We start from the raw sequence: 26725 nt of genomic DNA on the forward strand, positions 1-26725 counted from the left end.
GTAGATGTTTCTGGTTTTCGGGTGCGCATAAGGGGAAATGGAGATACCGCTCTAGCGCCTTCCAGCCGAGACGTGAGCAATCTCAAGGCGGGTGAAGTTCGGCAAAATGCGGTGATCTATCGGCACATTTGGCGTACGGCGTATGTCCTCACAGATTTTCTAACAAATCGATATAGCTGCGACTTATTCAAGCGCCTGCTGGGCATCGATCCTAAGCGGTTGTCTCGCGATCAGTGAGCCTGAATGGCTTTCGAACTCATCCGAAATCCCGAGGGAAATCAGCGTTTCATGACCATCCATTAGAGAGCGTAAACGGTCTCTGCCAACCTTCTCCTGGAGAAAGCGGGTCAGCTTGTTGCCTGACGCGAGAGCCTCTTCATCCGGCAATTGATAGAAGAGGGCTTCGTATCCATTACGCTTCAAAAATTGATCAAGTATTTTCCCTTTTCGTAACGGGGCCGATGGCTCAGCTTTTTCGGGAAAAATCTCGCATGCCTGCGATACAAACTCGATCAGATCGAATTCTGAAGTCTCTTCGATGACCATCTGGACATCGTCATCACTGCTCATACGGGTAACAAATTGATGTTTTTCCTGGGTAGCGTTGTCTCCGTTTTGATCGAACGCTGAGGCTTCTTGATTGCGTAGCATCTCTCGAGATTTTTCAATGAGGCTGAACCTAGCTTGAAGCGCCTGAAACATCAGATCGAGCTCCTTCTCCAAGGCATCGACCTGATTGCGATCCCGTTCAATCCGGCGGCTTGATTTGCCAGAAGCCTCGAGCTCGGCGACCTTGGCTTTGATGCGGTTGAGGTCCTTCGCTTTCTCGCCAATCGCAAATAGATGGTTGTTGAAAGCAATTACCTGGCCGTTCAGGAACGCGGGACCTGTAATGAAAAAGCGGCAAAGGGCGCAGTTCCGCGGCCCCCCTGATACAGGCGCGTAATAAGGATCGTTGTGGGCTGACATTGCTTCGCCGCCTTTTTCACACATCGCGCGACCAGTTGGGCAGATCCCATCGATGCCGACCGCCCATACGCCGGGTGTCGTATCGGCCATCCAATTTGTTCCTGCATCACTGTTGGAAACGACAAGACTGGATAGTCGATCAGCACCCGCGTCTTTCAAGAAATTGAGGTAGTCGTCTTCTGAGCCGTCATCCATCGCAGACATCGCCCTGTCCAAGGCATCGGTGATGTAGGCCGGTCCGAACTTCGTATAATACAGTGTCATCAAGATCGTGGCATGGCCGGATAAAAACTCGGCAATCACCTGAATTGGAACGCCAGCTTTAACAAAGTGAGTTATGCCCGCGGCTCTCAAGCCGTGCAGGGTATAATTCGATCCTAGGCTTCCGTGCTTGTCACGGTAGACCAGTACGACGTCCTCGCCTTGCGCACGAAGGCGACGCTCAACCTCTTCAAGGCATTTCAGAAGAAAGGCTCGCAGTCGAGTATGGGTGACTGGTTCGTCTCTGTGCGTTCCCTTCAAGACGGGGTCGCGAAACAAGAGCGCATAGCCAGATTGTTGATGAATGGCGTCATTGGGGTGGAGGGTCTTATCTGCGAAGTCCGCCCGAGTGACTAGACGCGTGATCGGGTTATTGATCCGCTGCCACTCGATTAGCGCGTCAATGTGCGGAATTAATTCTTTGCAATCCCACGGAATATCATAGCCAATCTCGAACTCTGCCGACGAGACTACTGCGGTCTTGTTGGAAGTGATGTGAACTCCGACAAATTCTCTACCACTTCCCGCATCGTATAATCGTTTCCAGAACCCCTCTTGGCGCCCGGTTTGTAGTAGGGGATGAGTGTTCTTGAGCCAAACTCCTTGTTCACGGTCAAAAACTTCCTCGTCCGCTTCGCCTGTATCGAGCAAACGCATCTGAATTGTGCGGATTGGAAGAACTAGCAAAGTTAAGAACCCGATTGCGCGTGCTGGACTCCAAATTTTCTTAAATCGCTTTGTCTCCTCGTCGTATACATCGAAATAATCTTCCCTAAGCGTGCGTGGCCACGCGTAGTCATTTTCGGTAATTATCTCCTTCATCATTTTGATGATGCGTACTGGAAGAACATCTTTGTTCGTCTTCCCGCTGGATGAGCTCCATGCCGGGTTAATGTCAAAATCTTTAATCGGACACTGCCATCCGGAGTCCGCTGCACAGTGTTCGTCATGCCACTGTTCGAAAAATCTTCGAACGTCATTCAGAGCGCTGTAGCCGATTTGCCGCCCGGCGTAGCCTTCTTCATGGAGAAACTCTAAATATGTCCGTTCTGGTGAATCGTGTCGTCGAATGACATGAGATCGAGTGAAGTCGCTCGGAGACAGTGGCGGTAGCGAAAGTGAGCCTATGTATTTGAGGAAAGGTTTTGTGCTGCTGACGAGCGACTGGGGTTGTTTATACGGTTGATGATTAACCCACCATGAAAGGGCTTCCGTCCAAGCTTTTAGATCCGGTCTTCCATCCGGCCCATCTGTAAACCATTTGTAGGAGTGGTGCAGAAGGCTGAGATCATTACTCATGAGCCTCAGATGAATGCGGGACTCATAGCGTGGTGCGTCGAAGTTTGGCTCGATCCCAGATTGATAGGCAAAGATAGCCTCAAAAACTTTATTCAATAACCCATTAATTCGGCTGAACCGAGAAGAGCCAGTAGATTTTACCGATTCAAAGCAGTTTCTAAATTCGCCATTCATCCAATTCCAGAATGACGCGAAAAAGGCCTCGCTTAGATCGCTTGCCGAGGTAAAATCGGTGAAGCCGATGAACTTCGAGAACAAAGTTAACAATAATCGGTGATTTCTCGAATGTACGCGGCCGTCCGTGAGGCACCCGATCGCTGTTCCTAATGTATGATGCAGTCCAAGAATGGGCATCTGTTTCGTTCGACCCATCCAAGGCACTAAGTTTTGTTTCAGTGATCCAGCCGGAAAGAGAATTAGACCTGCACATCGAGCCTGCTGTAGAAAAAAATTCACCCCTTGTCGGAATCGGGTTCCAGAAGATTGCCTCATACTCTGGCTTTCGCCTGATGGTGATCCATTTTCTACTGTCCACGTCGAAAATTGGAGCATTTCATCAATACATTGTGAAACTTCGTTGACGGAAGTAGAGGACAATATTTTATTTTGGATCTGTGTAAAGTAATCGCGCTCATAATCGCGATAATGCATAGGATTGCTATGTTTCGGCGCCTCTAGGTAAGGCGTTATCGATTTGGCAAAAGCATGCCATTTTGACATTTTTTGCGGAAGAAGGCTGATTTTTGTCAGGCTCAAATTCACCCTGACTTGTCCAAATATCTCGTGCTCCTGTGTTGTATATAAAGGGAGTTCCCGGGCATTCGTACCCGAGACTGTGCGTCCTGAATTGGCTGCGGATTTTTCGTTAACGGCGGGTTTTCGGGGCTTGGATTTGCTCACATCGCGGATCCAAGCATCCAGGGAGCAAAAAGCTTCAGAGGGTCGGATTTCCAGTTGTAATCCATGAAGCCTTCGTTCTCGGGAATCGCGAAGGTTTCATCGGAGTTAAATTGACTCGCTGCTTCCAGCATCTCGCGAACACGGTTTACGCTAGGTTTGGTGTAGATAAGCTGGGATTCGATGCTTCGGTGGTGCATCGCATGCTGAATAATTAACGGCGGCAAACCCATATCGACCAGCGTTTGTCCGTATCGATGGCGCAGCCCGTGTGGATTGCGGCCGCGTTCGGCATCTGGTTCTTCGCCTATCCGGCGCAATGCTTCCGCGAAGGCATCATTGAAGGCGCCAACAGTCCAGGGGCGCCCAAATTCCCCATGGCTCATTGAGATAAACAGGTATGGGTGATCCAGTCCTGTGGGCAAGACGTGGTCCCGATAGATGCCAAATAAGTGGTGAAACAGGGCTTTAAGGTTTCCATTGATCCACTGAACGACCGCGTAATAGTGAGGCTCGCCATAGTCCATCAGCATGGATTTCCAGCCAGCATGTTGCGCATGGCCTCGCCGAAGGCGGTTCCGTGGAACCTCACCAAACTGATCGGCTAAATACTCAACCCGCTGACCTTCTCTCAGCCCGCCGGTACGCCTGTCCCGCCAAGAAATTCTGCCGCGAACTGGATCGTAAAGGCGGATACCGTCTGCTCTGACGTCGTCGGCGTATAGGTGGAAGATCTCGCTCTTCCGCAATCCCCCGCCAGCTAGGAGGAGAATCGCCATCATCAGAGGCAGGTTATACTCGTTGGCCAGTGGATGGCTGAAGTCCGTCAGCCTCCGCGTTCGTCGACATCCTTCGAATAACAATGGACCCAGTAAATCTTTGGGGAACGCTTTCGCTGTGCCAGCGCGAACAGCGGCCACAGCCTTGGCCGACTGAATGGTCTTAAGTTTCCGATAGCTTGTTCCACGGGCCGCCAGATGAAAAAGCTTCGAGTGATACTTCTTCTGTTCCTCGCCGAACGAACTCAGCGTCACTCGTGCGAAATCGCTCATCGATATCGGATTATCTTCGCCCCAAGTGTCCGCCAGGGATTCACAAAACCGCTTCAGGACACTCTTGGCATGAGAAACTTTTGACGAAGGCCAGGGAGTCCAAAAAAGTCCTGTCGAATCCGTTCCGTCAGGCTGGACCGTTCCGTGCTCCAAAGCGCTAATACAATTTGCAATGAGCTTGTTTGCATCGCTTTGCGCAAAGGGGCGGTCGATCTGTGTCGCGCGGAAGAAATCGTAGAAGCGGCCGATGAACTGAGCCGCTTTTTCGAACCAACTGGAGCTTCTATCTCGAACACCCTCAGTGCCAAAAAAATACCAACCTTCGTAAAGAATCTGGCCGCCGTCTAAAACTATGAGCGGGATCGTGTGTCCGGGGGGTACCTTTACGGGAACCCAAACTATGGAATGATATTTTCCCATACCGGTCTCGCTCTAAATACCCACAAACAAACTTCGGTCATCTGTCCCGCAGGATCGCCCGCCCGCTACGGCGCTTGTTGGGGAGCGCGCGGACGGGCGAGCCTGCTCAGACCCAGTTCTACGGTCACTCTCCAGATCGGCCGCATCCAGTTACACGATAGACGATATAACTACATCGAATATTGGTCTATCACATTTTTATTATGCCTTCTTGAGTCTGCTAGAGAACGATAATTTGCTGGATTTACGGGAGTTTGATAATTGCTGCGTTTAAATAATATATTTGACTAAGCTATATAGAAGAGAACGTCGTCACCGCCTGCGGCGCCTGCAACCTTCGCAAGGGCGACCGGATGCCGACCCCGAAAGGCTTCATGCCGATCGTGAAGCCGGCCCAGCCCTCGACCTACCTGCTGCAGGAAAACGGCCGGGCCTTCCCGCCGAATTACCTGCATGAGAGCTGGCGGGACTATCTCTACTGGGACAGCGAGCTGGAGCAGGACGAGTTCGACGGCCAGCCGGCTTTCTGATCGCTACAGACCCGCAGCCTGCGTTCCCCATCCGACGGCCGCTCCGAGCAGCACGACCAGCCAGGGCGGCAATTTCCAGATCGCAAGGGCGAGATAGGCGAGCGCGACCAGCGCGAAGTCGATCGGTTTCACCACCGCGCTGATGAAGACCGGATCGTAGAGGGCCGCGAGAATCAGGCCGACGACCGCCGCATTCACTCCGCCGAGCGCGGCCTGCGCCCGGCTGTTTGCGCGCAGTTTCGCCCAGAAGGGCAGGGCCGCCGGAACCAGCAGGAAAGTCGAGCCGAACATTGCGATCAGCGCCGTTGCCGCAACTGCGATCTCGCTGCCGTCGGGCGCTGCGGCGGCGCCGAGATAGGCCGAGAAGGTGAAAAGCGGACCCGGGATCGCCTGCGCCATGCCATAGCCGGCGAGGAAAGTGTCCCGGTCGACCAGTCCAGGCGGCACGATCTCCGCTTCGAGCAGGGGCAGGACGACATGGCCGCCGCCGAAAACCAACGCGCCGACGCGGTAGAAGGTGTCTGCAATGCGGAGGTGGAGATTGTCCCCGCCGGCGGCCAGAAGCGGCAGGGCCGCGAGCAGCCCGAGGAAGAGAACGAGCATGACGAGCGCGGTCCGGGGACTGACGCGCGTCTGGTAGGCGGCCTGAGTTTCTCCGGTTCCCTCCGGCTTCAGCATGATCAGGCCGAAGGCGCCGCCCGCGAGGATCACAAGAAGCTGCCCGTAGGCGGGCGCGGCCACCAGCATGAACCCGGCGGCAACGACGGCGAGTGTCGCACGGGGTGCGTCGGGGCAGAGCGAGCGGCCCATCTGCAGCGCCGCCTGGGCGACGACGGCGACAGCGACGAGTTTCAGTCCGTGCAGCCATCCGGCCCCTTCGGCCCCGCCCGCGATATCGACGCCATAGGCGAATGCTACCAGAAGGATTGCGGAGGGAAGGGTGAAACCGGCCCAGGCCGCGAGCGCGCCGAGCGGCCCGCCCTGAGTCAGGCCGATGGAGAAGCCGACCTGGCTGCTCGCCGGGCCTGGAAGGAACTGGCAGAGCGCCACCATGTCCGCATAGGCCCGGTCGTCGAGCCATTTGCGCCGGTTGACGAACTCCTCGCGGAAATAGCCGATATGTGCGACCGGGCCGCCGAAACTGGTGCAGCCGAGGCGGAGGAATACCAGCAGGATCTCGACCCAGGAGCGGCGTTCTGTCTGATGCGCGCCGTTCATCGGCGTCCCCCGATGCTGAGCGCGACGGCGAGGAGCCCCGCTGCGGCGGAGAGCAGGAAATTGTAGCCGGCCATGGAGATGCCGAACATTTCCCAGGCGATATCGGTGCAGCGGACGATCGGCTGCGCCATGAGCTGTTGTTTCAGCGCTTCGAGACTGTCCGGCGTTCCGGTTGCGCCGCATTCGGCCGTGCCTTCCCACCAGAGCTGTTCCACCCCGACATGGAAGAGGCCGATCCCTGCGCTGGTCAGCAGTGCCAGTCCTCCGAGGACGGTGAGCCAGCGCGATGCGGTCGCATTGCGGCTGGCCAGCACTAGTGCGAGCAGTCCTAGAAGGATCGCCGCCGCGTGGGGCCATCGCTGGTAGAGGCACAGCACGCAGGGTGCGAGGCCGCCGAGATACTGGAAGGCGAAGGCGCCGCCGAGCATGGCGGCGGAGAACACGGAAACCGCTGCCGGGACGAGCCAGGCCGGCCGATCTTCGATCAAGGACGTCACGGACCCGGTCTGCATGGTGCCATCCCCTACGGTTCGACGAAGCGTCCGGACGGTTCTATCCGTCCGGTGACGCAGGTCAAGCCTTTGCGTGGCCGTGCGGGCGTCAGGTCATCCGCCGGGCGCGGGTCGCGGCCCGGAGATAGCAGAGCAGACCCAGAATGCTGGTCCCGACGACGGTCTCCAGCGCGAAATCGTAACCGCCGATTTCCCAGAGCAGGGAGCCGAGGAAGGGCGCGCCGGCGAAGCAGGCGAGATAGGGCAGTGCCATGGCACCCGAGATGGCGCCGAAATTCTCCTGCCCCATGATCTCGCGGGTCACCACGGGCCGCATGATGCTGGTCAGCCCGTAGCCGCTGCCCTGCAGGAAGACGAAGCCGGCGAGCAGCCAGAGCGAGGATCCGGCGGCCAGCAGGGCGCAGGCGACGGAGACCGCGAGGAAGCAATAGATCATCGCCGCGAAGTTCGAGACGAAGCGCTCGACCGACATCATCACCACGCGGCCGAGCACCTGCATCGGCCCGATCATGGAGGCGGCGGCGACCGCCAGTCCGGCTTCGACCCCGCGCTCCTTCAGCAGGGGAAGCAGGTGGTTGATGACCACGCCGTGGGAAATCGCCATCAGGGCGAAGCCGACGGCGAGCAGCCAGAAGGACGGGTTGGAGAGGAAATGCGCCGGTTTTGCCGCGGCCGAGCCGTCCGCAGCGGGTTTCGGAGTCTCGGGCACGTGGTGCAGGCGGCCGGCTTCCAGGGCCTTGGCACCTGCGAACATGAGCGGCAGGCCGACGAGGCAGACGGCGGCCCCGGCGACCTGGACCGCGAAGCGCCAGTCCGCCAACGCGACCAGGGCATGGGCGCTCGGGAAGGAGACGGTTCCGGCAAAGCCTGCAACCAGCGTGATCAGCGTGATGCCGCGCTTCGCCGAGATGCCGCGCGTCCGGGTCACCAGCATGAAGCAGGGTTCGTAGAGACAGGCTGACATGGCGGCGCCGAGGCCGCACCAGACGGCGTAGAAGACCGGCAGGCTGTCGACCAGCGAGAGCGAGGCGATCAGGATCCCGCCGATCAGCGTGGCGCCCGTCAGGACCTTGGCACCGTAACCCTTGTCGATCAGCTTTCCGACATAAGGCGAGCAGAGCGCGGAGACCGTGATCGAGGCGGTGAAGGCGCCGGTCAGTTCGGTCTTGGACCAGCCGAGATCGGCCTCCCAATGCACCAGCAAGGCGGGGAAGATGTAGTAGAGACCGGCCCAGACAATGGTCTCGGCGACGGCCAGCATGGCGATGGGAGGATCGAGACGCATCCGGGGAGTAACCTTACGCCGCCCTGTCGAGGCCGCCGCGCAGCACGGGCTCCCGTTCGGGGCCGTGATAGATGCCCCATTGCATGCCGCCGGCCTCGAAGCTGCAGGAGAAGGTCGCGAGGGTGTAGCTGTCGCTCGCCTCGCTCTCCGCGCGGCAGAGGATCGGATTGTCGGCCTTTGTGCGGTCGAAGAGGATCGTCAGCGGGTCGCGTTCTCCCGCCGCGAGCATCTCTTCGGCGCGCTTCTGCCGTTCCCTCGAGGAGTCCGAGATCGTCTGCGCGATCCCGGCGAGATCCGGGCGGATCAGATGGTTCGCATGAGCGTGCGGCGCGGCGACCTCTATCGCGGCATATCCGCTTGCAGGCGCCTCGACGGAGACCATCCGGCCGGAGCCGTCGGCGAGATTGTGATGGAATCCGGAAGCCCGGTCGGTGCGCTTCAGCAGATCCAGGACCGCGTCCATGGTGCTCGCGGAGAGCACCGCACGGGTGATGACATGTCGCGGTACGCCGATTGTCAGGTCGTGCGGGCGGATGTTGTTGATGGTCTGCACGATCCCCGCCGCGTTCCATCCGAAGGCATGGCCGGGCAGCATCCCGGGATAGCAATAGGCTGCGAACACGGGGCCCTCATCCGGTTCGAAATGGGCAAGGAAACCCTGACCCGCCAGCGCGGCATCGCCGTCCTCGTTATGGGCCAGGATCGCCGGGCGACCGATCTCGGCCGGGAGCATCAGGCTGGTGCAGGCGTCCTCGTCGCTGCGCACGAGATCGCGCAGGTCGCCCCGGCAGTTCCAGAGAAAGACCTTCTCGAACGGTTGGTCCGCTCCGTCGGCGATACCCTCGATCTCGCGTACATGCTCCGGAAAATGCCGTCTGGCGGTTGCCTCGAGGCCCTTCAGCCGGTCCGAGCCGAGCCATTGCTCGAGAGCACGGAACTGGGGCGTCGCGAAAGAGGCGTCGGCGATGGCTTTCGCGCCCTTGCGTCCGAGCGCCTGTCCGAGGTCGTAAGGCGTGCCGCTGGCGATGATCTGATCCATGATGCGTTTCGTCTTCGTTGTCGTTTCTTCGTTGCCGGCACCGCCCGGAGACGGCGGTCCGCTGGCGGCAACGTGAAGGCGGGTGAGGGCGAGGAATGTTGCCGCAGGGAAATACCATACGCACATTCATCGGCGAATACAGCACCGCTCGAACAGAACAGGGCAGGGAACCCGACCGCATGAAATTAAGCCGCCTCGTCCTGGCCTTGCTTGTTCTCTTCTCGGTGCCGTCCGGTGCCGTGTTTGCGGCGCCGAAAGCTGACCTTTGGGAGCGCTGGGAGGCGCATGAACCGAGAAGCAAGTTGTCGCTGACGCACAGTGCCTGGACGTCGTTTCTCGAAAGATACGTGCGGACCGGGCAAGACGGGGCGACGCGTTTCGCCTACGGAGCGGTCACCCGGGAGGACCGTGCGGCTCTGGACGATTATATCTCGGCGCTCGAAGCGGTTCCGCTCAGGACGCTGCCCCGGCGCGAACAATTGCCTTTCTGGGTCAATCTCTACAATGCCCTGTCCGTCCGCGTGGTGCTCGACCATTATCCGGTCGCCTCGATCCGAGACATTGACATCTCGCCGGGGCTCTTCGCCGACGGTCCCTGGGGGCGCAAACTGGCGACGGTCGAGGGCGAGAAGGTCTCGCTCGATGATATCGAGCATCGGATCCTGCGCCCGATCTGGCGGGATCCGCGAATCCACTACGCCGTGAACTGCGCCTCGCTCGGGTGCCCGGACCTGCAAAAGCGTGCGATGACGGCTGCGAATACGGAACGGTTTCTTGAAGACGGCGCGCGCGCCTTCATCAACCACGCGCGGGGCGCCCGGGTCGAGAACGGCAGGCTGGTCGTCTCAAGCATCTACGACTGGTTCGAGGAGGATTTCGGCGGCTCCGACGCCGGCGTGATAGCGCATCTGAAGCGCTATGCGACGGGCGAACTTGCCGTTGCTCTGCAAGACATCGCGCGGATCGCAGATGACAGCTACGACTGGCGGCTGAACGACGCTACAGAGTAGCGCGTTACGATCTGTCAGGCGGCGTCGCGCTCGCGGAGCGAGATGTCGATGTCGAGGTCAAGATGCCCCGCGATCTTCACCAGGGCGTCGAGCGAGAAATCGTTGAACTTGCCGTTCATCAGGGCGGATATCCGCGGCTGCGTCGTGCCGCATTTTTCCGCGGCTTCCGCCTGTGTCCAGCCCTTGGCGCGGACGATTTCAATGATCTGCGACATGATATCCGAGCGCAGCGTGAGTATCGCGGCGATTTCGGGCGGTTCGAAATCGTAAAAAGCACTGCGGGGGCGTATCATCTGAATGCTCTCTCAAGGTCCTTGTAGCGTTGCCGGGCAATCTCGATTTCTCGTTGCGGCGTCTTTTGCGATTTCTTCTCGAACACGTGGAGAACAACGATGCGATTGGCGAAGCGCGCTGTACAGATGATGCGATAGGTCCGTTTCGCGTCATCCCAGATCCTGAGTTCGATCACGCCCGTACCGATCCCGCGCATTGGTCTCCAGTTTGTCGGCTCCACACCCTTTTGCATGAGGTCGAGTTGGAAACCGCCTTCACGCTGGGCCTCGGCGGGGAATCCGCGCCAGATTGTGAGCGAGTTTCCGCCCATTCAAGATACTGGCGTCTTTCAATCATTATATCGTCACCGATATATTTCTCAAGCCGGGCCGACGAAGCGGTCACGGCATATCAATGAGCGGCAGTGACGTGTTTTTTGCTGGTGGCCTCAGGTCCGCCAGCGCAGCAGCAGGCGTTCGGTCCGGCCGATGATCCAGGAAACCGTGAGACCGATGGCGGAGAGGATTGCGACTCCGGCGATGAGCTGGTCCATCGCCATCAGGCTGCCGGCGAGCAGGATGTAGGCGCCGACGCCGAATTCTGCGCCGATCATCTCGGCTGCGACCAGCAAAACGATGGCGATCGCGGCGGAGATCCGGAAACCGGGCAGGATCGCCGGCAAGGCGCCTGGCAGGATGATCTTGCGCACGATCGAGAACCAGGAGAGGCCGAAAGATTGGCCCATCCGGATCAGCCCGCGGTCCACGTTGTCCACCCCGCCATAGGTCGCGACCACGGTCGGAAAGAAGGTGCCGAATAGGATTGTTGCAACCTTCGAGCCCTCTCCGATGCCGAACCAGATGATGAAGAGCGGCAAGAGCGCGATCTTCGGGATCGGGAAGATCGCGGCGACCAGGGGCACAAGCCCGGCGCGGGCAAGCGAGAACAGACCGATGGAGAACCCGACGGCGATCCCGAGAAGGGTCCCGGCGGTCCAGCCGATCGCGAGCCGGGAGAGCGAGGCGCCAAGATGTTTCCAGAGCAGGCCGCTGTTGTAGAGATCGATGAACGCCTCGGCCGCCTCGCTCGGCGCGGGCAGCACGAGTGGATGAATGATCCCGGTTCGGCTGCCGATTTCCCACAGGGTGATCAGCAGGGCGAAGACCGCCGCGCCGACCCACAGGCTCGACTTCGGGCGGAACCCGCCGCCGCGAAACGGGACAGGTCTCGGGGCGTTCGCCTCAGGCATCGACCAGCTCCATGTCGGCGGCGGCAGCTTCGTCGCGGATCAGAGACCACAGCCTCTCGCGCGCTTCGGTCAGTTCGGTGAGCCGGCCGGGGCGCTCGGCGAGCGGCATGTCGATCGCGACCACGTCGCGGATCGTCCCGGGGCGCCGCGAGAGCACGACGATCCGGTGGCCGAGGCGGACCGCCTCTTCCAGATTGTGGGTGACATAGACGGCCGTGAACGGCGTCTTCGACCAGAGGCCGACGAGATCGTCCATCAGCAACTCGCGGGTCTGGCTGTCCAGTGCGGAGAGCGGTTCGTCCATCAGCAGGACGGCCGGGCGGACTGCAAGCGCGCGGGCGATGGCGACGCGCTGCTTCATACCGCCGGAAAGCTGGCGCGGCAGGGCCACCTTGAAATCGGAAAGTTTCGTCCGCGCCAGCACGTCGTCGATGATAGCCTCGCGCTCCGTTTTGCCCAGCGGATGGTCTTCCAGCACAAGGGAGACGTTCCCGGCGACGCTGCGCCAGGGCAGGAGCGCGAAATCCTGGAAGATATAGGTCAGCGGATTGAGGCTGCCTGCCGGAGGTGCGCCATGCTGCAGCACGGCGCCTTCATCAGGTTTCTCGAGGCCGCCGATCAGCCGGAGTAGGGTCGATTTCCCGCAGCCCGACGGACCGACGATGCAGACGATCTCGCCCGCCGGGATCTCGAGATCGATCCCGCTCAGGACCGACATCCCGCCGTAATGGTGACTGATGCCGTCGAGGGAAAGATGCATGGATGATCCGTGAAGCGGCGGGAGGGCCCGGCGAGGCCGGGCCCCTTCGCTCAGTAGGTTTCGACGAACTGCGCGTCGACCAGCGTGTCGATCTTGATGTCCTTGCCGACAAGGCCTTCGGACTGGAACCAGGCGAGTTGCTTCTTCACGTTGGTGAGGTTCAGCTTCAGGTTCGGCTGCAGGCGCATGGCACCGTTCTTGATCGACGGCGCGGCCTTCTCGATCGGCTGGGTGTTGTAGACGTATTTGTGGATGAGCGCAGTCATCTCGTCGATCGCCGCGTCGCCGTTGGTCTTGTCCACCATCACAGCGTTGAAGTCGGCGGAGCCTTTTGCATAGGCGGCGACGAAACGCTTCACCAGATCCGGACGCTCGGCGGCGTTCTTGGCGGAGGTGAACGCGGTGGTCACCTGGTAATCGTCATAGTCGCTGATCCAGCCGATCACCTTCGCAGCGCCGCCGGCAACCAGCGGTTTGGCGATATGCGGAACGATGATCATGCTGTCGATCTGGCCGGATTTCAGCGCGCCGATCACGGCGCCGACCTTCTGCAGCGGTTTCATCGAGATTTCGGAGACGGCAAAGCCTTCCTTGGCCGCGACCTGGGAGGCCATGTAGTGGAAAGAGGAGCCGGTCTGGGTGATGCCGAGGCTGCGGCCGGCGAGTTTCGCCGGGCTCGTCAGGCCGGCTTCGTAGGCGGCGGTACTGGCGAGGATCGCGGAGCCGTCGATGCCCTTTTCCTCCTGCAGCACGCCGCCGATCACCTTCACCGCACCCTTGTCGGCGAGGTTGACGAGGCCGGCGGTGATCGAGGTCACGCCGAAATCGACGTCGCCCGAGGCGATGGCGACCGCCATCGGCTGCGCCGCCTGGAAAAACTTGAATTCGACCTCAAGGCCCTGCTCGGTGAAGTAACCCTTCTCGAAGGCGACGAAACCGCCCGCATGGGAGGTAAAGCGCAGCGCGCCAACGGTGATCTTGTCCGCGGCGAGCGCCGGTCCGAAGGTGGTTGCCGCCAGGCCGATGGCCGCGAGACCCGCCATCACGGCGCGGCGCGAGAAGAGATGCTTCATCCCTGTTCCTCCCGATTTTGCTTTTTAGGTGGCGGACCCGGTGCCGCCAAAAGACATCGGCTTTCTTAGTCGGTTCGCTTCGCGGTGGAAACCAATTTGCGCAATCCGATCCGCTTGCGCAAAGATAGGTCCCAATAAACCAACCTCTGGAAACGCCTCCCAATGGACAGCTTCGATTATGTCATCGTCGGCGCCGGCTCGGCCGGCTGCGTGCTCGCGAACCGTTTGAGCGCGGATCCCTCCGTCACGGTCTGCCTGCTGGAGGCGGGGCCGCCGGATTATCATCCGATGATCCATATTCCGGCGGGCTTCATGAAGACACTTGTCAATCCGTCGGTGAACTGGCTCTACCAGAGCGAGCCGAGCTATTGGACCGGCGGTCGATCCATTGCCGCGCCGCGAGGCAAGACCCTCGGCGGCTCCAGCTCGATCAACGGCCATATTTACAACCGCGGCCAGCGGCTCGATTTCGACGGCTGGGCGCAGCGCGGCAATCGCGGCTGGGGCTATGCCGACGTGCTGCCCTATTTCAAGCGTACCGAGCGCCGCATCGGGGAGGGGGACGATACCTTCCGCGGCCGCGAGGGCAACATGGCGGTCACCAATATCGACTGGCAGCACCCGCTCTGCGACGCCTTCATCCTCGGCGCGGTCAGCCTCGGGATCCCGCACAACAAGGATTATAACGGCCAGGTTCAGGAAGGCGTCTCCTACGCCCAGCGCACCATCCATGGCGGCCGGCGTATGAGCACGGCGCGGGGCTATCTGCGTCCGGCGATGAAGCGCAAGAACCTGACCGTGCGCACCCATGCACATGCGACGCAGATCCTGCTCGACGGCAAGAAAGCGACCGGCGTGCGCTATTCCCACGGCGGCCGGCACGGCATTCCGACGGAGGTGCATGCGCGCCGCGAGGTGATCCTTTCGGGCGGTGCAGTGAACTCTCCGCAGCTCCTGCAGCTTTCCGGCATCGGCAATCCGGAGTTTTTGCGCAATCTCGGGATCGAGGTCCGCCATGCCCTGCCGGGGGTGGGCGAAAATCTCCGGGACCATTACGCGCCGCGCTTCACGGCGCGGGTGAAGAACTCGAGCAGCATCAACGAGCTTGCACGCGGCCCGCGGCTCTGGGGCGAGATCTTCAAATATTTCACCGGGCAGAAGAGCATCCTCGGCCTCAGCCCGACGCTGGTCTATTGCTTCTGGCACTCGAACGAGGCGGCCCGGAACAGCGACCTTCAGTTCACCTTCACGCCCGCGAGCTACAAGGAAGGCGTCCAGTCTCAGCTCGACGACGAGCCGGGCATGACCATCGCCTCCTGGCAGCAACGCCCGGAAAGTATCGGCTATGTCCGCGCCCGGACGGCGGATCCGTTCGAGGCACCGGCGATTCAGCCGAACTATCTCGCCGACGAGACCGATCGCCAGGTGCTGCTTTCCGGCATGAAGCTCGCGCGCCGTCTGTTGCAGACCGAACCGCTGATGCCGTTCTTCGCCGGCGAGATCTATCCGGGCCCGGGTGTTCAGACGGACGACGAGCTCCTGGCGGCAGCCAGGGAGCGGGGCACGACGACCTTCCACCTCATGGGAAGCTGCCGGATGGGGCCGGAAAGCGATCCCACCGCAGTCGTGGACGATGCGTTGCGCGTGCGGGGTATCGAGGGGCTTCGGGTCGCTGATGCCTCGATCATGCCGACCATGCCGTCGGCCAACCTCAACGCGTCCACCATGATGATCGGGGAAAAGGCCTCCGACCTCATCCTCGGGAAGCCCGCTGCCGAGGCCGCTGTTCTCCGGGATTAAGTGAATACTTTTTGGTGCAGGTGGCTTCGGCGCAATTCCGCGAAATTCGGTGGAAATTCGTTAAGCAAGAATTAATGTTTTTCTGTTTTGATAGAAAAACAGAGCGTTCCACGTTGGTGATCGGCCAAAAATCGTTTTAGTATCCGCGGGAATTAACCATGGCGTTGGATTTTAACAGAGGCAGCATGGGCTCGTCGAAATCACGCAAGAACGTGTATGCGGGGCACCGTACGTCCATCATCCTCGAAGAGGACTTCTGGGATGCCCTGGAAGAGTGTGCGCACGACCGCGAGTTGTGTATCGACACGATCGTGACCGACGCCGAAAAGGCCTTTCCGGACATGAGCCGGACTGCCGCCGTACGGATGTTCCTGCTTGAGCATTTCCGTGCCAAGGCGGACGAGCCCGACCCGATCCACTGACACTGCGATTTCGCCACGCGTAAGCAGTTTCTGGCATCGGTCGCCGGAGCTTGTATCATCGCGTCATGAGTGACCTTTCCTGTCCTGTCTTAATCAGGTCACTGGCAGCACGTCCCAAAATAGAAACTCAGCTTCCGTCGTAGTCCGTCAGATCGGCTTCCTCGCCCGGTGCGAAGTCTATGTGGATGTGGTTGCCGTCATGGTCGTTGATGTTCACCTGCTGGATCCGCATTTCCGGCAGCACGCCGCAGCGGTAGGCGACCTTCTCCTTCCTCAGATGTGCGAGGAAATCGGCAAGGCCTTCGGCCTGGATGGCGAAATGCTCAAGCTGCGCGTCCGGCCGGTAGGGCGCCGGATCCTTCGTCACCCCAACCAGATGCACCATCGCCGCGCCGTTGGCGTAGAGCCAGGCGCCGGGAAAGGGGAAGGGCGGGCGCTCGCCCGGATGCATGTCGAGGACGCGGCCGTACCAGGCGACCATCGCGTCGAGATTCTTGGTCCTGATATTCACGTGATCGAGGGTTTTAAGCGCCATGGGCTTTTCTTTCTGTTCACGTTATGTTTCAGTTTCTTCCCGTCTCCGTTAAGCATAGTCCATGGTCGATCAACTTCCCAACCGCGATGCGCGCCGCCTGTTCCTCCACCTTCACGCCCTCGGCGATGCGCCGGGCCGGCCGTTCCGGCGCAAGGACGTGCCCGAGCTGATCCACCGGATCGGTTTCGTGCAGGTCGACAGCATCCGCACGGTGGAGCGGGCCCATCACCACATCCTCTTTTCCCGCGCCAATGCCTACAAGCCGGACTGGCTGCACCATCACATTGAGCGCGAGCGCACCCTGTTCGAGAACTGGACCCACGACGCCTCGGTGATCCCGGTCGAGTTCTTCCGCTACTGGAAACCGAAGTTCCATCGTACGCGGGAGCGGCTGATGAGCCGCGACTGGTGGCGTGAGCGGCTTGGCGAGGATTACGAGGAGACCTGCGCCCGCATCCGAGCGCACATCGAGGAGAACGGCCCGGTCCGTTCGCGCGACCTGACGGCGGACGAGAGCCATCACGACGGCTCGGACGAGAACAAGGCCTGGTGGGGCTGGAAGCCGTCGAAATCGGCGCTCGAACATCTCTGGCGCACCGGCCAGCTCGCCGTCTCGGCCCGAGAAGGTTTTCAGAAGGTCTACGATCTGGTCGAGAAGGTGGTGCCGCCGGAGCACTACGCGCCGGAGGTGCATGACGAGGAATTCATCGACTGGGCCTGCCGCTCGGCGTTGGAACGGCTCGGTTTCGCGACGCCGGGAGAGCTCGCCGCCTATTGGGACGCGATCACGCCGGCCGAGGCAAAGGAGTGGGCGGAACGTCAGGGTCCGGAGATTGCGATCCCGGTCGATATCGGCAATGCGGATGGAACGGTGCGGCGCCATCTTGCCCGTCCCGACACACTTGATCTCGCCAGCGAGGTGTCACCCCCACCGGGCCGCGTGCGCTTTCTCAGCCCGTTCGACCCGGCACTCCGCGACCGCAAAAGGCTGCAGCGCCTCTTTGGATACGATTACCGGATCGAGGTCTTCGTGCCGGAGGAGAAGCGGCAATACGGCTATTACGTCTTCCCGATGCTGGAGGGCGACCGGCTCACCGGTCGGATCGACATGAAGGCGGACCGCCCGGCGGGCGTGCTGCGCATCCGCAAGCTCTGGCTGGAGCCGCGCCTCTCGTTGACGCCGCAGCGCAAGGCCAAGATCGAGGCCGAACTGCAGCGCTGGCTGAAATATCTAGGTCTCGAGCGGGCCGACGGTGACGGGTTCGAGGTTGCGCTCTAGCCGATTTCCGCGACCTGCCGCCGCCGCAGAACCGATCTCGCGGTGTCGATGAAGGCGCGCAGCTTCGGATTGTTGGCGGTGCGCTCCGGGTAATAGAGGAACAGCCCGGTCTCCTCGACGGAGGCTTCCGGCATGACCTCGACAAGGCTGCCGTCGGCCAGCCGGTCGGCGATCCAAGGTTCGAACATGTAGATGATGCTGAGCCCGTCGAGCGCGAGATCGATCGCCGTTGTCCAATCGTTGACGATCAGGTTGCCGGAGCTCGGCACGCGCACCTCGCCGGTGCCGGATTCAAGCTCCCAGTCGTAGATCCCTCCGGACGGCATGCGGTAGGACATGCAATTGTGGTTCGCCAGATCCTCAAGGGAAGTCGGGGTGCCGTGACGTTCGAGATAGGACGGTGCGGCGGCCATGATCGTCCGGAAGGGCGGGGTCAGCCGGAAGGTCTTCATGTCCTGATCGATGCTGCCGCCGAGCCGCACCCCTGCATCGAAGCCTTCGGCGACGATATCGACGAAGCGCTTTTCGCTGTCGAGCTCGATCTTCAGTTCGGGATAGCGCCGGAGCATCTCCTTCACGACAGGCGTCACCGCCATGGCCGTGAAGGGCTGCGCGACGGTGAGCCTCAGCAATCCCGAAACGCTCCCCTGAGCCGAGCGGAGCCGTTCCAGCGCATCGTCCAACCCGGCGATCGAGGGTCCGGCGGTATCCACCAGCAGCTGCCCCCAATCCGTCAGCGACACGCTGCGGGTGGTGCGGGAGAAGAGCGGCAGGCCGAGCCGGTCCTCGACAAGGCGCACGGAATGGCTGACGGCCGAGGCGCTCATGCCGAGCTCCTTGGCGGCGGCGGCGAACCCGCCACGCCTCGCGACGGCGAGGACGACGGGGAGGTGGGGGAGAAGGTCTCGGCTCATTGCTGAGAAATATTGAATAATCCTTGCGGTTCAAGGGCGGGTGTCATTTTCGCATATGCACCCATCTTTCTGCCCAATGGCGACGGAAGCGGCGCGGGGGTGCGTCACGGGCTTTCGCGCGTGTGGGAGAGCGAAAGATGATCACACTCAATCTGAACGGCACCGAGCACCGGCTCGATGCCGAAGCGGACATGCCCCTGCTTTGGGCGATCCGCGACCATGTCGGGCTGACTGGTACCAAGTTCGGCTGCGGCCTTGCGCAGTGCGGCGCCTGCACCGTCCATGTCGACGGCGTGCCGGTGCGCTCCTGCCAGACCTTCCTCGGGGACATCGAGGGCGCGTCGGTGACCACCATCGAGGGCATCGACGGCAAGGTCGCGGAGACCGTCCAGGCGGTCTGGGCCGATCTCGACGTGCCGCAATGTGGCTACTGCCAGTCCGGCCAGATCATGTCGGCCTCCGCGCTGCTGGCGGAGACGCCGAAGCCGACGGACGAGGATATCGACGCGGCGATGAGCGGCAATCTCTGCCGTTGCGCCACCTACCAACGCATCCGTGCCGCGATCCACGAAGCGGCCGACCGTCTGGAGGCCTGATCGATGCTGGTACAGAAACTCAATGAAATGGCGGACCGTGCGAAGGCCGAAGCGGTCTCGCGCCGCGGCTTCCTGCTCGGCGCCGCCGCCACCTCGGCAGGCGTCGCCATCGGCTTCCGCCCGCTCGCGGGACTCGCGGCCGCCGATCCGGTAAAGCCCGGTGCGGAACTCGCGGCCTATATCTCGATCGCCGAAGACAACACGGTGACGATCTATTCATCGCAGTTCGACATGGGCCAGGGCTCCTATCACGGGATTGCCACGCTGGTGGTCGAGGAACTCGGCGCCGACTGGTCCCAGGTGACGGTCGAGGGAGCGTCCGGCAACGTCGCGCAGTACGGCAATCTCATGTGGGGCGGGCAGTTCCAGGGTTCGGGCGGCTCCACCTCCATGGCCTCCTCCTGGGACCGCTACCGCAAGGCGGGCGCGGCCGGGCGCATGATGCTGGCCGAGGCGGCAGCGAAGGAATGGGGCGTTTCCGCCTCCGAGATAGCAGTCGAAAAGGGTGTCATCGCGCATGCCGGATCCGGCAAGACCTCCGGCTTCGGCGCCTTCGCCAAGGCCGCGGCCGGCGTGACCATCCCGGAGGACATTAAGCTCAAGGACCGTTCGGACTGGACGGAGATCGGCAATCCGGAGCTGAAGCGCTACGACCGGGTGGGCAAGACGAAGGGTGAGGAGGACTTCACCATCGATGTGAAGCTGCCCGGCATGCTGACCGCCGTGATGATCCATCCGCCGAAATTCGGTGCGACGGTCGCCTCGGTCGATGCGGCCGAAGCGAAGGCTCTGAAGGGCGTCAGCGACGTCGTCACGATCCATCGCGGGGTCGCCGTGCTGGCGAAGGACATGTGGACCGCGCTCAAGGCCCGCGATCTGGTGACGGTCACCTGGGACGAGAGCAAGGCCGAGAAGCGCGGTTCAGCGGAGATCATGGCCGAATACCGCAATCTCGCCGCGAAGGCGCCGATGGCGGTCGCCCGCAAGGACGGCGATCCGGAGGCGGCACTTGCCTCCGCCGCTCGGGTGATCGAGGCGACCTACGAGTTTCCCTATCTCGCCCATGCCGCGATGGAGCCGCTGAACGCGGTTGCCGCCATGAATGCGGACGGCGTTCTGGAGATCCGGGGCGGTCACCAGATGCCGGACTATTACCAGCAGATGGCCTCCCAGTTCTCGGATGTGCCGCCGGAGAAGATCCGCATGCACGTGATGAAGACCGGCGGCGGTTTCGGCCGCCGGGCGACACCGGATGCCGAGGTCATCACCGAGGTCGCGGCGATCGGCAAGGCGATCGGCTGGAAGGCGCCGGTGAAGCTCCAGTGGACCCGCGAGAACGACATGCGGGGCGGCCGCTACCGTCCGGCCTATGTGCACAGGATGCGGGCCGGCCTCGGCGCCGACGGCAAGCTGGTCGCGTGGGACAACCACATCGTCGGCCAGTCCATTGTCGCCAACACGATCTTCTCGGGCCTGATCAAGGACGGGGTCGACGCGACGTCGGTCGAGGGCTCCTCGACGCTGCCCTACGCCATCCCCAATCTCGGTGTCGGGCTGACGACGACGGAGGTCGGGGTGCCGGTGCTCTGGTGGCGCTCGGTCGGCTCGACCCACACCGCCTATGCGACCGAGGTCTTCCTCGACGAGGTGATCGCGGAAATTGGCGCCGACCAGGTGCAGTTCCGCCTAGACCTGCTGAAGGACCATCCGCGCCACGCGGGCGTTCTGAAGCTCGCGGCGGAGAAGGCGGAGTGGGGCAAGCCCCTGCCGGAGGGGCATCACTGGGGCGTCGCCGTGCATGAGAGCTTCAGCTCCTATGTCGCGGAGATCGCCGAGGTCTCTGTCGAGGACGGTCAGGTGATCGTGCATCGGGTGGTCGCTGCCGTGGATGTCGGCACGCCGATCAATCCGGACGTCATCCGGGCGCAGGTCGAGGGCGGTATCGGCTTCGGTCTCGGCTCCGTGCTGAGCGAAGAGCTGACCCTGACCGGCGGCGAGGTCGATCAGGGCAATTACGACGGCTACCTGCCTCTCCGCATCGACCGCATGCCGAAGGTCGAAGTGCATATCGTGCCGAGCACGGAGCGCCCGACCGGCATCGGCGAGCCCGGCGTCCCGCCGATCGGCCCCGCCATCGCGAACGCGGTGTTCCGCGCCAGCGGTCAGCGGGTGCGGACCCTACCGTTCGAGAAAGGGTTCAAGGCCGCCTGAGCGGTTTCTATCGCAACAAAGAGAGCCGCCGCCCGAATGGACGGCGGCTTTTTTTTACTATTGTCGTCATCCCGGACTTGATCCGGGACCTTTGGGAGATTGGAGCTCTATGTTCGACAAGGCCCCGACTATTCGGCCGGGATGACGATGTTTGTTTGGTGGGGAAGAGCGAAAACGCATGCTACCGTTTCCGAAACATAGGGGAGCGTACGCATGTACTGGACGGGCCGTCTCGATCACATCCATATCTGCGCCAAGGGTTCGCAGGATATGGCCGAGCTCAAGGAAGCGAACCTCGTCGCCGGCAAGGGGATCGAGGGAGACCGCTATTTTCTCGGAACGGGAACCTATTCGGACAAGCCCGCGCCGGACCGTCAGGTGACCCTGATCGAGAGCGAGACGCTGGAAGCGCTCGCCCGCGACCACAACATGGAGCTCACTCCGGTCGAAAGCCGGCGCAATCTCACCGTCACCGGCGTGCCGCTGAACCACCTCGTCGGGAAAAGGTTCAGGGTAGGAGAGGTCGTGCTCTATGGCGGGCGGCTGAACACCCCCTGCCAGTATCTCGACGATCTGCTCGGCAAGAAGCTGTTCAAGCTCCTGCTCAACCGCTCGGGACTCAATTGTGAGATCGTCGAGGGCGGCGTCATCCGGCCGGGCGATACGGTCTCGTCCATGGAATGAGGGAGAGGGGGGGCATGACCGTCAAACGCATCGTCGCCAATCTCGCCGCCCCGGACGTCGAGACGACCGCGCGCTTCTATCGCGACCTGTTCGGTCTCGAGCTCAAGATGGATCTCGGCTGGATCGCGACCCTCGGATCGGACGAGAGCATGCGGGTGCAGTTCAGCTTGATGCGGGAGGGTGGCTCAGGAGCACCGGTTCCCGACATTTCCATTGAGGTCGACGACCTCGACGCCATGCTGGAGAAGGTGCGGCAGGCCGGCTACGAGGTCGAATACGGTCCTGCGGACGAGCCTTGGGGCGTGCGCAGGTTTTATCTACGCGATCCCGAGGGCCGGCTGGTCAACGTTCTGACGCATCTCTGACGCGGTCTCAGAACTTGAAATCCGGCAGTTCGTTGAATGCTTTCTTGAGGGCGTCGCCCCAGCCTTCCGAGACGGTCATGTAATAGGGGTCGTCGGCTTTGATCCGCCGCGTGTGACCGATCTCGAAACTGTCTTTCTCGTACGTCATCAGGTCCAGCGGCAGGCCGACCGAGAGGTTGGCCTTGATGGTCGAGTCGAAGGAGACCAGCAACAGCTTGATGGCATCTTCGAAGCTCATTTCCGGGTCATAGGCGCGGATGATGATCGGTCGGCCGTACTTGGTCTCGCCGATCTGGAAGAACGGGGTATCCTCGGAGGCTTCGAGGAAGTTGCCTTCCGGATAGATGAGATAGAGACGCGGCTCGCCGCCACGGATCTGGCCGCCAAGCAGGATCGTCGCGTCGAATGTCGAATCCCCGCGCATCCCGTTCGGCGAGGAGTTGCGAATCACGTCGCGCAGCATCTGACCGACATGGCGGGCGGCCTCGAACATGGACGGAGCCTCAAAAACCGAGGGGCTGCGGTCTTCCGGCGCCTTGGCCCGCTCGTCGATCATGCTGACCACGGTCTGTGTGGTTGCCAGGTTGCCCGACGTCAGAAGTGTGATGACGCGCTCGCCGGGCACGCACCACGTGAACAGCTTCTTGAATTGGGAGATGTTGTCGACACCCGAGTTCGTGCGGGTATCGGACATGAAGACAAGACCCTTATTCAGCCTGAGGCCGACACAGTAGGTCATGGTTACAGAAGGCTCCGAATGGGCGGTTACTGCTGCTCGACCTGGAGGTTCACAGAGAGGGATTCGGCACTGCTGCCGAACCGCAACCCCGACACAGGCGCAGCTTCCTTATAGTCCAAACCACAGGCGACACGTACATAGCGTTCGTCGGGCGAAATGCCGTTCGACACGTCGAACCCGATCCAGCCGATATCTGGGACGTGTATTTCCGCCCAAGCGTGCGCGGCGTCCTGCTGCACACGGTCGTTCATCATGAGATATCCGCTGATATAGCGTGACGAATAACCGAGCGCGCGCGCGGCGGCGATCATGATATGGGTATGATCCTGACAGACGCCATGGCCGGCCTTGAGGGCGTCTTCCGCGGTTGTCGTGACCTCGGTCTTGCCGGGCTCGTAAGCGACCCGGTCGCCGATCAGTTCGCTCAGAGCATGCAGGCGGGCGATGTCGCCGTCATATTTTACGTCCAGAGATTTCAGGAGTTTCCTGAGTTCGGCACCTGGGGCCGTCGACGGCGTATTCCGCAGATAATACCAGAAAGGCGCATGGAACCCTTCCTCGCCCAGAACGCCGTGGGTGTCGTGGGTCTCGACCTCGCCCTCGACGAGGATAGAGATGTCCTGGCCGTCCGGTTCGATGCTGGTGAGGATGACGTGGTTGCCGTGCTGATCGGTGAAACTCAGTTCTTCGCGCGCACCTTGGAGAGTGATCCGCCAATCCAGAATGGACTGGGACGCGAAGGATCGCGGCGTCTTGCGAAGCTGCTGAAGTGCGAACGGGACGGGCGCGTTGTAGTGATAGCTCGTCGTGTGGGAAATCCGGAGGCGCATGGTTAGCTATAGAACCTGTAGTCCTGTTCGATCTGACTGCTCAGTTCGCCCATACCGTAGATGAAATTCTTTAAGAATTCGTGCAGTCCCGACGCAAGGATCGAATCAATGGTTCTCTGGTCGAGAGTCTCGAAGATCTTGTCCACGCAATCGTGGCACGGCTTGCGCTCACCGTACTGCGCGCTGAGATTGTTCAGGTTTGAGAGAATTTCCTGCACGCAATGCGCCAGCGAGCGCGGCATGCTGCGGTCCAGAATCAGGAAATCGGCAATACCGCTCGGGTTGATGTCCTCGCCGTTCAGCCACCGGTAGGAGCGGTTGGCCGAAAGTGAGCGCAGGATGGTCTCCCACTGCACATTATCGAGCGACGAGCCGATGTGCGAGAGCGACGGCAGCAGGACGTAATACTTCACATCGAGAATGCGGGCTGTGTTGTCCGCCCGCTCGATGAATGTTCCGAGCCGGGCAAAATTGTAGATGTCGTTGCGCAGCATGGTGCCATAGAGCGTGCCGCGGACCAGCGTGCTTTGCTGCTTGATGAGTGCCAGAACCTCGGGCAGGTCGCGTTCGCGGATCGGACGCTGCAGGGCCTGGTTCAGCACCATCCAGCATTCGTTGGTCGCCTCCCAGACCTCGCGCGTGAGGGCGGTTCGCACAAGGCGGGCGTTTGTCCGGGCCTGTTCGGTGACGTAGCGGACACTGGAGGTGTTCTCGCGATCGCGCAGCATGTAATCGACCACATTGGCCGCGTTGTATTCACCGTGTCTGCTCTCGAACCCGCTCGTTACGCCGGCCGTCGCAATCACTGACTGCCACTCGCTGGTCGCCGCAGTGGAGCGGGTCAGGGCGATCCGGAAACCGGCCTCGAGCAGACGGGCGAGATTCTCGCTCCGCTCCAGGTAGCGAAACATCCAGTAGAGGCCGCCTGCAGATTTCCCCAGCATCAGTCGTCCAGCACCCAGGTGTCTTTGGTTCCGCCGCCCTGGCTGGAATTGACCACCAGGGAGCCTTTCTTGAGCGCGACCCTGGTCAGACCGCCGGGCGTGATGTCGATGCTGTCCGGCGAAACCAGAACGAAGGGGCGCAGATCCACATGGCGCGGCGCGAGGCCGGCTTTCGTCAGGATCGGAACGGTCGAGAGCGCGAGCGTCGGCTGGGCGATGTAGTTGCCCGGTTTGGCCTTGAGCAGCTTCCGGAACCGCGCGATTTCCCGTTTGCTCGCGGTCGGTCCGATCAGCATTCCGTAGCCACCCGAGCCATGAACTTCCTTCACGACGAGATGCTCGAGATTGTCGAGGACGTAGGCCAGAGAGTCTGGTTCGCTGCAGCGCCAGGTCTCCACGTTCTTAAGGATCGGCGTCTCTCCGGTGTAGAAGTGGACGATTTCCGGCATGTAGGAATAGATCGCCTTGTCGTCCGCGATCCCGGTGCCGGGTGCATTGGCCAGTGTGATGCCGCCGGCGCGATAGACGTCCATGATCCCGGGCACGCCAAGGATCGAGTCCGGATTGAAGTTGAGCGGGTCGAGGAACTCGTCGTCGACTCGGCGATAGATCACGTCGATCGGCTCGTAGCCTTTCGTCGTCCGCATCGCAACACGTCCGTCGATGACTCGAAGATCGTGACCCTCGACGAGTTCCGCTCCCATCTGGTCGGCAAGGAAGGAATGCTCGAAATAGGCGGAGTTGTGGATTCCGGGCGTCAGGACCGCGATGACCGGCCGTCCGCTGCACACGCTTGGGGCGGAGCGGGCGAGGGCACGGCGCAAGGCCTTTGGATAATCGCTGACGCTTTGTACCGGAATTTTGGAGAACAGCTCCGGGAACATCTGCAGCATCGTCTCCCGGTTCTCCAGCATGTAGGAAACGCCGGACGGCGTGCGGGCATTGTCCTCGAGCACGAAAAACTCGTTATCGCCGGTTCGCACGAGGTCGATGCCGACAATATGGGTATAGACGCCGCCCGGCGGCGAGACGCCGATCATCTTCGGCTCGAACGCACTGTTCTCGGAGATCAGCCGTTCCGGTACACGTCCCGCCCGGATAATCTCCTGGCGGTGATAGATGTCGTGCAGGAAGGCATTGATCGCCCGGACGCGTTGTTCGATGCCGCGAGCGAGCCGCGACCATTCCCGCGAAGAGAGAATGCGGGGGACCACGTCGAATGGGATCAGCCGCTCCGTGTTCTGCGAGTCGCCGTAGACGTTGAAAGTAATTCCGGTGCGCCGGAAGAAGGTCTCTGCCTCGGCGGATTTTTTCAGAAGCTGGGCCGGATCTTCGGCATCGATCCAGTTGTGATATTCGCGATAGGCGTCCCGGACTGTTCCGTCGCCGCCAAACATCTCATCATAATCGTTTTTGCCGTCTCCCATGCCGCAGATTAGAGCAAGTTCCCGGCGCGCTTCGCAAGTGCGAAGATTTCAGTAAGGTTACCTCACGGACGGAAGCGAAGGGTTTCCGTCAGCGCCACGTGTCTGGCGGACCGGCTGTGATGCTGGAGAGTT

25 protein-coding genes and 1 pseudogene are annotated in these 26725 nt (G+C 61.2%); 9 read left to right on the plus strand and 17 right to left on the minus strand.

The features are described from left to right. Positions 1 to 183: 183 nt before the first annotated feature. Together JJ959_RS07015 and JJ959_RS07020 are read right to left on the minus strand one after the other, a co-directional pair. The gene (locus JJ959_RS07015) at positions 184 to 3429 is read right to left on the minus strand and encodes a VPA1269 family protein (protein WP_292881363.1); all 3246 of its coding nucleotides are present in this window, start codon (positions 3427 to 3429) and stop codon (positions 184 to 186) included. After that, on the minus strand, positions 3426 to 4898 hold the full coding sequence (locus JJ959_RS07020; protein ID WP_292881366.1) for a site-specific integrase: 1473 nt from the start codon (positions 4896 to 4898) through the stop codon (positions 3426 to 3428). The genes JJ959_RS07015 and JJ959_RS07020 overlap by 4 nt, the downstream gene beginning before the upstream one ends. Before the next feature lie 302 nt (positions 4899 to 5200). On the opposite strand from JJ959_RS07020, the pseudogene JJ959_RS07025 reads away from it, so the two are divergent. After that, a pseudogene (locus JJ959_RS07025) lies at positions 5201 to 5428 on the plus strand (hypothetical protein); the annotation flags it as partial. Positions 5429 to 5431: 3 nt separating this feature from the next. On the opposite strand, the gene chrA reads toward JJ959_RS07025, so the two are convergent. The 4 genes from chrA to JJ959_RS07045 all read right to left on the minus strand — a co-directional run bounded on the left by chrA (position 5432) and on the right by JJ959_RS07045 (position 9482). Further along, positions 5432 to 6646 (minus strand): chromate efflux transporter, encoded by a 1215-nt coding sequence (chrA, locus tag JJ959_RS07030; protein WP_292881369.1) that lies wholly within the window; start codon positions 6644 to 6646, stop codon positions 5432 to 5434. Continuing rightward, complete coding sequence (locus tag JJ959_RS07035; protein ID WP_292881372.1) at positions 6643 to 7158, minus strand: disulfide bond formation protein B; 516 nt, start codon at positions 7156 to 7158, stop codon at positions 6643 to 6645. Before JJ959_RS07035 ends, chrA begins: the two co-directional genes overlap by 4 nt. A gap of 88 nt (positions 7159 to 7246) precedes the next feature. Then, entirely contained in the window at positions 7247 to 8443 is a 1197-nt protein-coding gene (locus JJ959_RS07040) for an MFS transporter (protein WP_292881375.1), read from the minus strand. 13 nt (positions 8444 to 8456) lie between these two features. Beyond that, positions 8457 to 9482, minus strand: coding sequence for a C45 family peptidase (locus tag JJ959_RS07045; RefSeq protein WP_292881378.1), 1026 nt, complete (start codon positions 9480 to 9482; stop codon positions 8457 to 8459). 179 nt (positions 9483 to 9661) lie between these two features. Between JJ959_RS07045 and JJ959_RS07050 the strand changes: the two genes are divergently transcribed. Further along, the gene (locus JJ959_RS07050) at positions 9662 to 10492 is read left to right on the plus strand and encodes a DUF547 domain-containing protein (RefSeq protein ID WP_292881380.1); all 831 of its coding nucleotides are present in this window, start codon (positions 9662 to 9664) and stop codon (positions 10490 to 10492) included. 14 nt (positions 10493 to 10506) lie between these two features. On the opposite strand, the gene JJ959_RS07055 is transcribed toward JJ959_RS07050, so the two are convergent. From JJ959_RS07055 to JJ959_RS07075, 5 genes are all read right to left on the minus strand, one after another. After that, entirely contained in the window at positions 10507 to 10785 is a 279-nt protein-coding gene (locus JJ959_RS07055; RefSeq protein ID WP_292881383.1) for a helix-turn-helix transcriptional regulator, read from the minus strand. Then, positions 10782 to 11096, minus strand: a complete 315-nt coding sequence (locus tag JJ959_RS07060; RefSeq protein WP_292881385.1) for a type II toxin-antitoxin system RelE/ParE family toxin — start codon at positions 11094 to 11096, stop codon at positions 10782 to 10784. Before JJ959_RS07060 ends, JJ959_RS07055 begins: the two co-directional genes overlap by 4 nt. Before the next feature lie 117 nt (positions 11097 to 11213). Continuing rightward, positions 11214 to 12014, minus strand: coding sequence for an ABC transporter permease (locus JJ959_RS07065; RefSeq protein WP_292881387.1), 801 nt, complete (start codon positions 12012 to 12014; stop codon positions 11214 to 11216). Next, positions 12007 to 12774 (minus strand): ABC transporter ATP-binding protein, encoded by a 768-nt coding sequence (locus tag JJ959_RS07070; protein ID WP_292881390.1) that lies wholly within the window; start codon positions 12772 to 12774, stop codon positions 12007 to 12009. Before JJ959_RS07070 ends, JJ959_RS07065 begins: the two co-directional genes overlap by 8 nt. A 50-nt stretch (positions 12775 to 12824) precedes the next feature. Next, positions 12825 to 13847, minus strand: a complete 1023-nt coding sequence (locus JJ959_RS07075; RefSeq protein ID WP_292881392.1) for an ABC transporter substrate-binding protein — start codon at positions 13845 to 13847, stop codon at positions 12825 to 12827. A gap of 162 nt (positions 13848 to 14009) precedes the next feature. On the opposite strand from JJ959_RS07075, the gene JJ959_RS07080 reads away from it, so the two are divergent. Both JJ959_RS07080 and JJ959_RS07085 read left to right on the plus strand, forming a co-directional pair. Beyond that, positions 14010 to 15647 carry a GMC family oxidoreductase N-terminal domain-containing protein gene (locus JJ959_RS07080; protein ID WP_292881395.1) on the plus strand — a complete coding sequence of 546 codons (1638 nt, stop codon included), beginning with the start codon at positions 14010 to 14012 and terminating at the stop codon, positions 15645 to 15647. 158 nt (positions 15648 to 15805) lie between these two features. Beyond that, positions 15806 to 16069, plus strand: a complete 264-nt coding sequence (locus JJ959_RS07085; RefSeq protein WP_193188293.1) for a ribbon-helix-helix domain-containing protein — start codon at positions 15806 to 15808, stop codon at positions 16067 to 16069. 127 nt (positions 16070 to 16196) lie between these two features. Here the strand turns inward: JJ959_RS07085 and JJ959_RS07090 are convergent, their stop codons facing one another. Beyond that, on the minus strand, positions 16197 to 16604 hold the full coding sequence (locus JJ959_RS07090) for a VOC family protein (protein WP_292881403.1): 408 nt from the start codon (positions 16602 to 16604) through the stop codon (positions 16197 to 16199). Between the two features lie 61 nt (positions 16605 to 16665). Here JJ959_RS07090 and JJ959_RS07095 point away from each other — a divergent pair, with 61 nt between their 5' ends. Beyond that, positions 16666 to 17883 (plus strand): crosslink repair DNA glycosylase YcaQ family protein, encoded by a 1218-nt coding sequence (locus JJ959_RS07095; RefSeq protein WP_292881406.1) that lies wholly within the window; start codon positions 16666 to 16668, stop codon positions 17881 to 17883. On the opposite strand, the gene JJ959_RS07100 is transcribed toward JJ959_RS07095, so the two are convergent. After that, positions 17880 to 18797 carry a LysR substrate-binding domain-containing protein gene (locus JJ959_RS07100; RefSeq protein ID WP_292881408.1) on the minus strand — a complete coding sequence of 306 codons (918 nt, stop codon included), beginning with the start codon at positions 18795 to 18797 and terminating at the stop codon, positions 17880 to 17882. The genes JJ959_RS07095 and JJ959_RS07100 overlap by 4 nt on opposite strands. 137 nt (positions 18798 to 18934) lie before the next feature. Here JJ959_RS07100 and JJ959_RS07105 point away from each other — a divergent pair, with 137 nt between their 5' ends. From JJ959_RS07105 to JJ959_RS07120, 4 genes are all read left to right on the plus strand, one after another. Further along, complete coding sequence (locus tag JJ959_RS07105) at positions 18935 to 19393, plus strand: (2Fe-2S)-binding protein (RefSeq protein ID WP_292881411.1); 459 nt, start codon at positions 18935 to 18937, stop codon at positions 19391 to 19393. 3 nt (positions 19394 to 19396) lie between these two features. Next, positions 19397 to 21604, plus strand: a complete 2208-nt coding sequence (locus tag JJ959_RS07110) for a xanthine dehydrogenase family protein molybdopterin-binding subunit (protein ID WP_292881414.1) — start codon at positions 19397 to 19399, stop codon at positions 21602 to 21604. A gap of 213 nt (positions 21605 to 21817) precedes the next feature. Beyond that, positions 21818 to 22288, plus strand: a complete 471-nt coding sequence (locus tag JJ959_RS07115; protein WP_292881417.1) for an MOSC domain-containing protein — start codon at positions 21818 to 21820, stop codon at positions 22286 to 22288. 14 nt (positions 22289 to 22302) lie between these two features. Continuing rightward, positions 22303 to 22653: a VOC family protein gene (locus JJ959_RS07120; protein WP_193188257.1), complete on the plus strand. Its 351-nt coding sequence runs from the start codon at positions 22303 to 22305 to the stop codon at positions 22651 to 22653. Between the two features lie 7 nt (positions 22654 to 22660). Here JJ959_RS07120 and JJ959_RS07125 read toward each other — a convergent pair whose 3' ends face one another. The 4 genes from JJ959_RS07125 to JJ959_RS07140 are packed head-to-tail and all read right to left on the minus strand — an operon-like array spanning position 22661 to position 26593. Continuing rightward, the gene (locus tag JJ959_RS07125) at positions 22661 to 23392 is read right to left on the minus strand and encodes a proteasome-type protease (protein WP_292881421.1); all 732 of its coding nucleotides are present in this window, start codon (positions 23390 to 23392) and stop codon (positions 22661 to 22663) included. Between the two features lie 26 nt (positions 23393 to 23418). Next, positions 23419 to 24222, minus strand: coding sequence for a transglutaminase family protein (locus tag JJ959_RS07130; RefSeq protein WP_292881423.1), 804 nt, complete (start codon positions 24220 to 24222; stop codon positions 23419 to 23421). 2 nt (positions 24223 to 24224) lie between these two features. After that, the gene (locus JJ959_RS07135; protein ID WP_292881425.1) at positions 24225 to 25166 is read right to left on the minus strand and encodes an alpha-E domain-containing protein; all 942 of its coding nucleotides are present in this window, start codon (positions 25164 to 25166) and stop codon (positions 24225 to 24227) included. Then, positions 25166 to 26593, minus strand: coding sequence for a circularly permuted type 2 ATP-grasp protein (locus JJ959_RS07140; protein WP_292881428.1), 1428 nt, complete (start codon positions 26591 to 26593; stop codon positions 25166 to 25168). Before JJ959_RS07140 ends, JJ959_RS07135 begins: the two co-directional genes overlap by 1 nt. Positions 26594 to 26725: the final 132 nt, after the last annotated feature.

This window comes from Nisaea sp. (assembly GCF_017640745.1).
Lineage (GTDB): Bacteria > Pseudomonadota > Alphaproteobacteria > Thalassobaculales > Thalassobaculaceae > Nisaea.

Excerpts from the sequence above, each read along its gene's own strand:
- JJ959_RS07060 (WP_292881385.1), bottom strand. The coding sequence starts at position 11,096 with ATGGGCGGAAACTCGCTCACAATCTGGCGCGGATTCCCCGCCGAGGCC.
- JJ959_RS07120 (WP_193188257.1), top strand. The coding sequence starts at position 22,303 with ATGACCGTCAAACGCATCGTCGCCAATCTCGCCGCCCCGGACGTCGAG.
- JJ959_RS07020 (WP_292881366.1), bottom strand. The coding sequence starts at position 4,898 with ATGGGAAAATATCATTCCATAGTTTGGGTTCCCGTAAAGGTACCCCCC.
- JJ959_RS07095 (WP_292881406.1), top strand. The coding sequence starts at position 16,666 with ATGGTCGATCAACTTCCCAACCGCGATGCGCGCCGCCTGTTCCTCCAC.
- JJ959_RS07080 (WP_292881395.1), top strand. The coding sequence starts at position 14,010 with ATGGACAGCTTCGATTATGTCATCGTCGGCGCCGGCTCGGCCGGCTGC.
- JJ959_RS07075 (WP_292881392.1), bottom strand. The coding sequence starts at position 13,847 with ATGAAGCATCTCTTCTCGCGCCGCGCCGTGATGGCGGGTCTCGCGGCC.
- JJ959_RS07125 (WP_292881421.1), bottom strand. The coding sequence starts at position 23,392 with ATGACCTACTGTGTCGGCCTCAGGCTGAATAAGGGTCTTGTCTTCATG.
- JJ959_RS07135 (WP_292881425.1), bottom strand. The coding sequence starts at position 25,166 with ATGCTGGGGAAATCTGCAGGCGGCCTCTACTGGATGTTTCGCTACCTG.
- JJ959_RS07055 (WP_292881383.1), bottom strand. The coding sequence starts at position 10,785 with ATGATACGCCCCCGCAGTGCTTTTTACGATTTCGAACCGCCCGAAATC.
- JJ959_RS07105 (WP_292881411.1), top strand. The coding sequence starts at position 18,935 with ATGATCACACTCAATCTGAACGGCACCGAGCACCGGCTCGATGCCGAA.
- JJ959_RS07070 (WP_292881390.1), bottom strand. The coding sequence starts at position 12,774 with ATGCATCTTTCCCTCGACGGCATCAGTCACCATTACGGCGGGATGTCG.
- JJ959_RS07040 (WP_292881375.1), bottom strand. The coding sequence starts at position 8,443 with ATGCGTCTCGATCCTCCCATCGCCATGCTGGCCGTCGCCGAGACCATT.
- JJ959_RS07035 (WP_292881372.1), bottom strand. The coding sequence starts at position 7,158 with ATGCAGACCGGGTCCGTGACGTCCTTGATCGAAGATCGGCCGGCCTGG.
- JJ959_RS07100 (WP_292881408.1), bottom strand. The coding sequence starts at position 18,797 with ATGAGCCGAGACCTTCTCCCCCACCTCCCCGTCGTCCTCGCCGTCGCG.
- JJ959_RS07045 (WP_292881378.1), bottom strand. The coding sequence starts at position 9,482 with ATGGATCAGATCATCGCCAGCGGCACGCCTTACGACCTCGGACAGGCG.
- JJ959_RS07050 (WP_292881380.1), top strand. The coding sequence starts at position 9,662 with ATGAAATTAAGCCGCCTCGTCCTGGCCTTGCTTGTTCTCTTCTCGGTG.
- JJ959_RS07085 (WP_193188293.1), top strand. The coding sequence starts at position 15,806 with ATGGCGTTGGATTTTAACAGAGGCAGCATGGGCTCGTCGAAATCACGC.
- JJ959_RS07140 (WP_292881428.1), bottom strand. The coding sequence starts at position 26,593 with ATGGGAGACGGCAAAAACGATTATGATGAGATGTTTGGCGGCGACGGA.
- chrA (WP_292881369.1), bottom strand. The coding sequence starts at position 6,646 with ATGAACGGCGCGCATCAGACAGAACGCCGCTCCTGGGTCGAGATCCTG.
- JJ959_RS07110 (WP_292881414.1), top strand. The coding sequence starts at position 19,397 with ATGCTGGTACAGAAACTCAATGAAATGGCGGACCGTGCGAAGGCCGAA.
- JJ959_RS07115 (WP_292881417.1), top strand. The coding sequence starts at position 21,818 with ATGTACTGGACGGGCCGTCTCGATCACATCCATATCTGCGCCAAGGGT.
- JJ959_RS07130 (WP_292881423.1), bottom strand. The coding sequence starts at position 24,222 with ATGCGCCTCCGGATTTCCCACACGACGAGCTATCACTACAACGCGCCC.
- JJ959_RS07090 (WP_292881403.1), bottom strand. The coding sequence starts at position 16,604 with ATGGCGCTTAAAACCCTCGATCACGTGAATATCAGGACCAAGAATCTC.
- JJ959_RS07065 (WP_292881387.1), bottom strand. The coding sequence starts at position 12,014 with ATGCCTGAGGCGAACGCCCCGAGACCTGTCCCGTTTCGCGGCGGCGGG.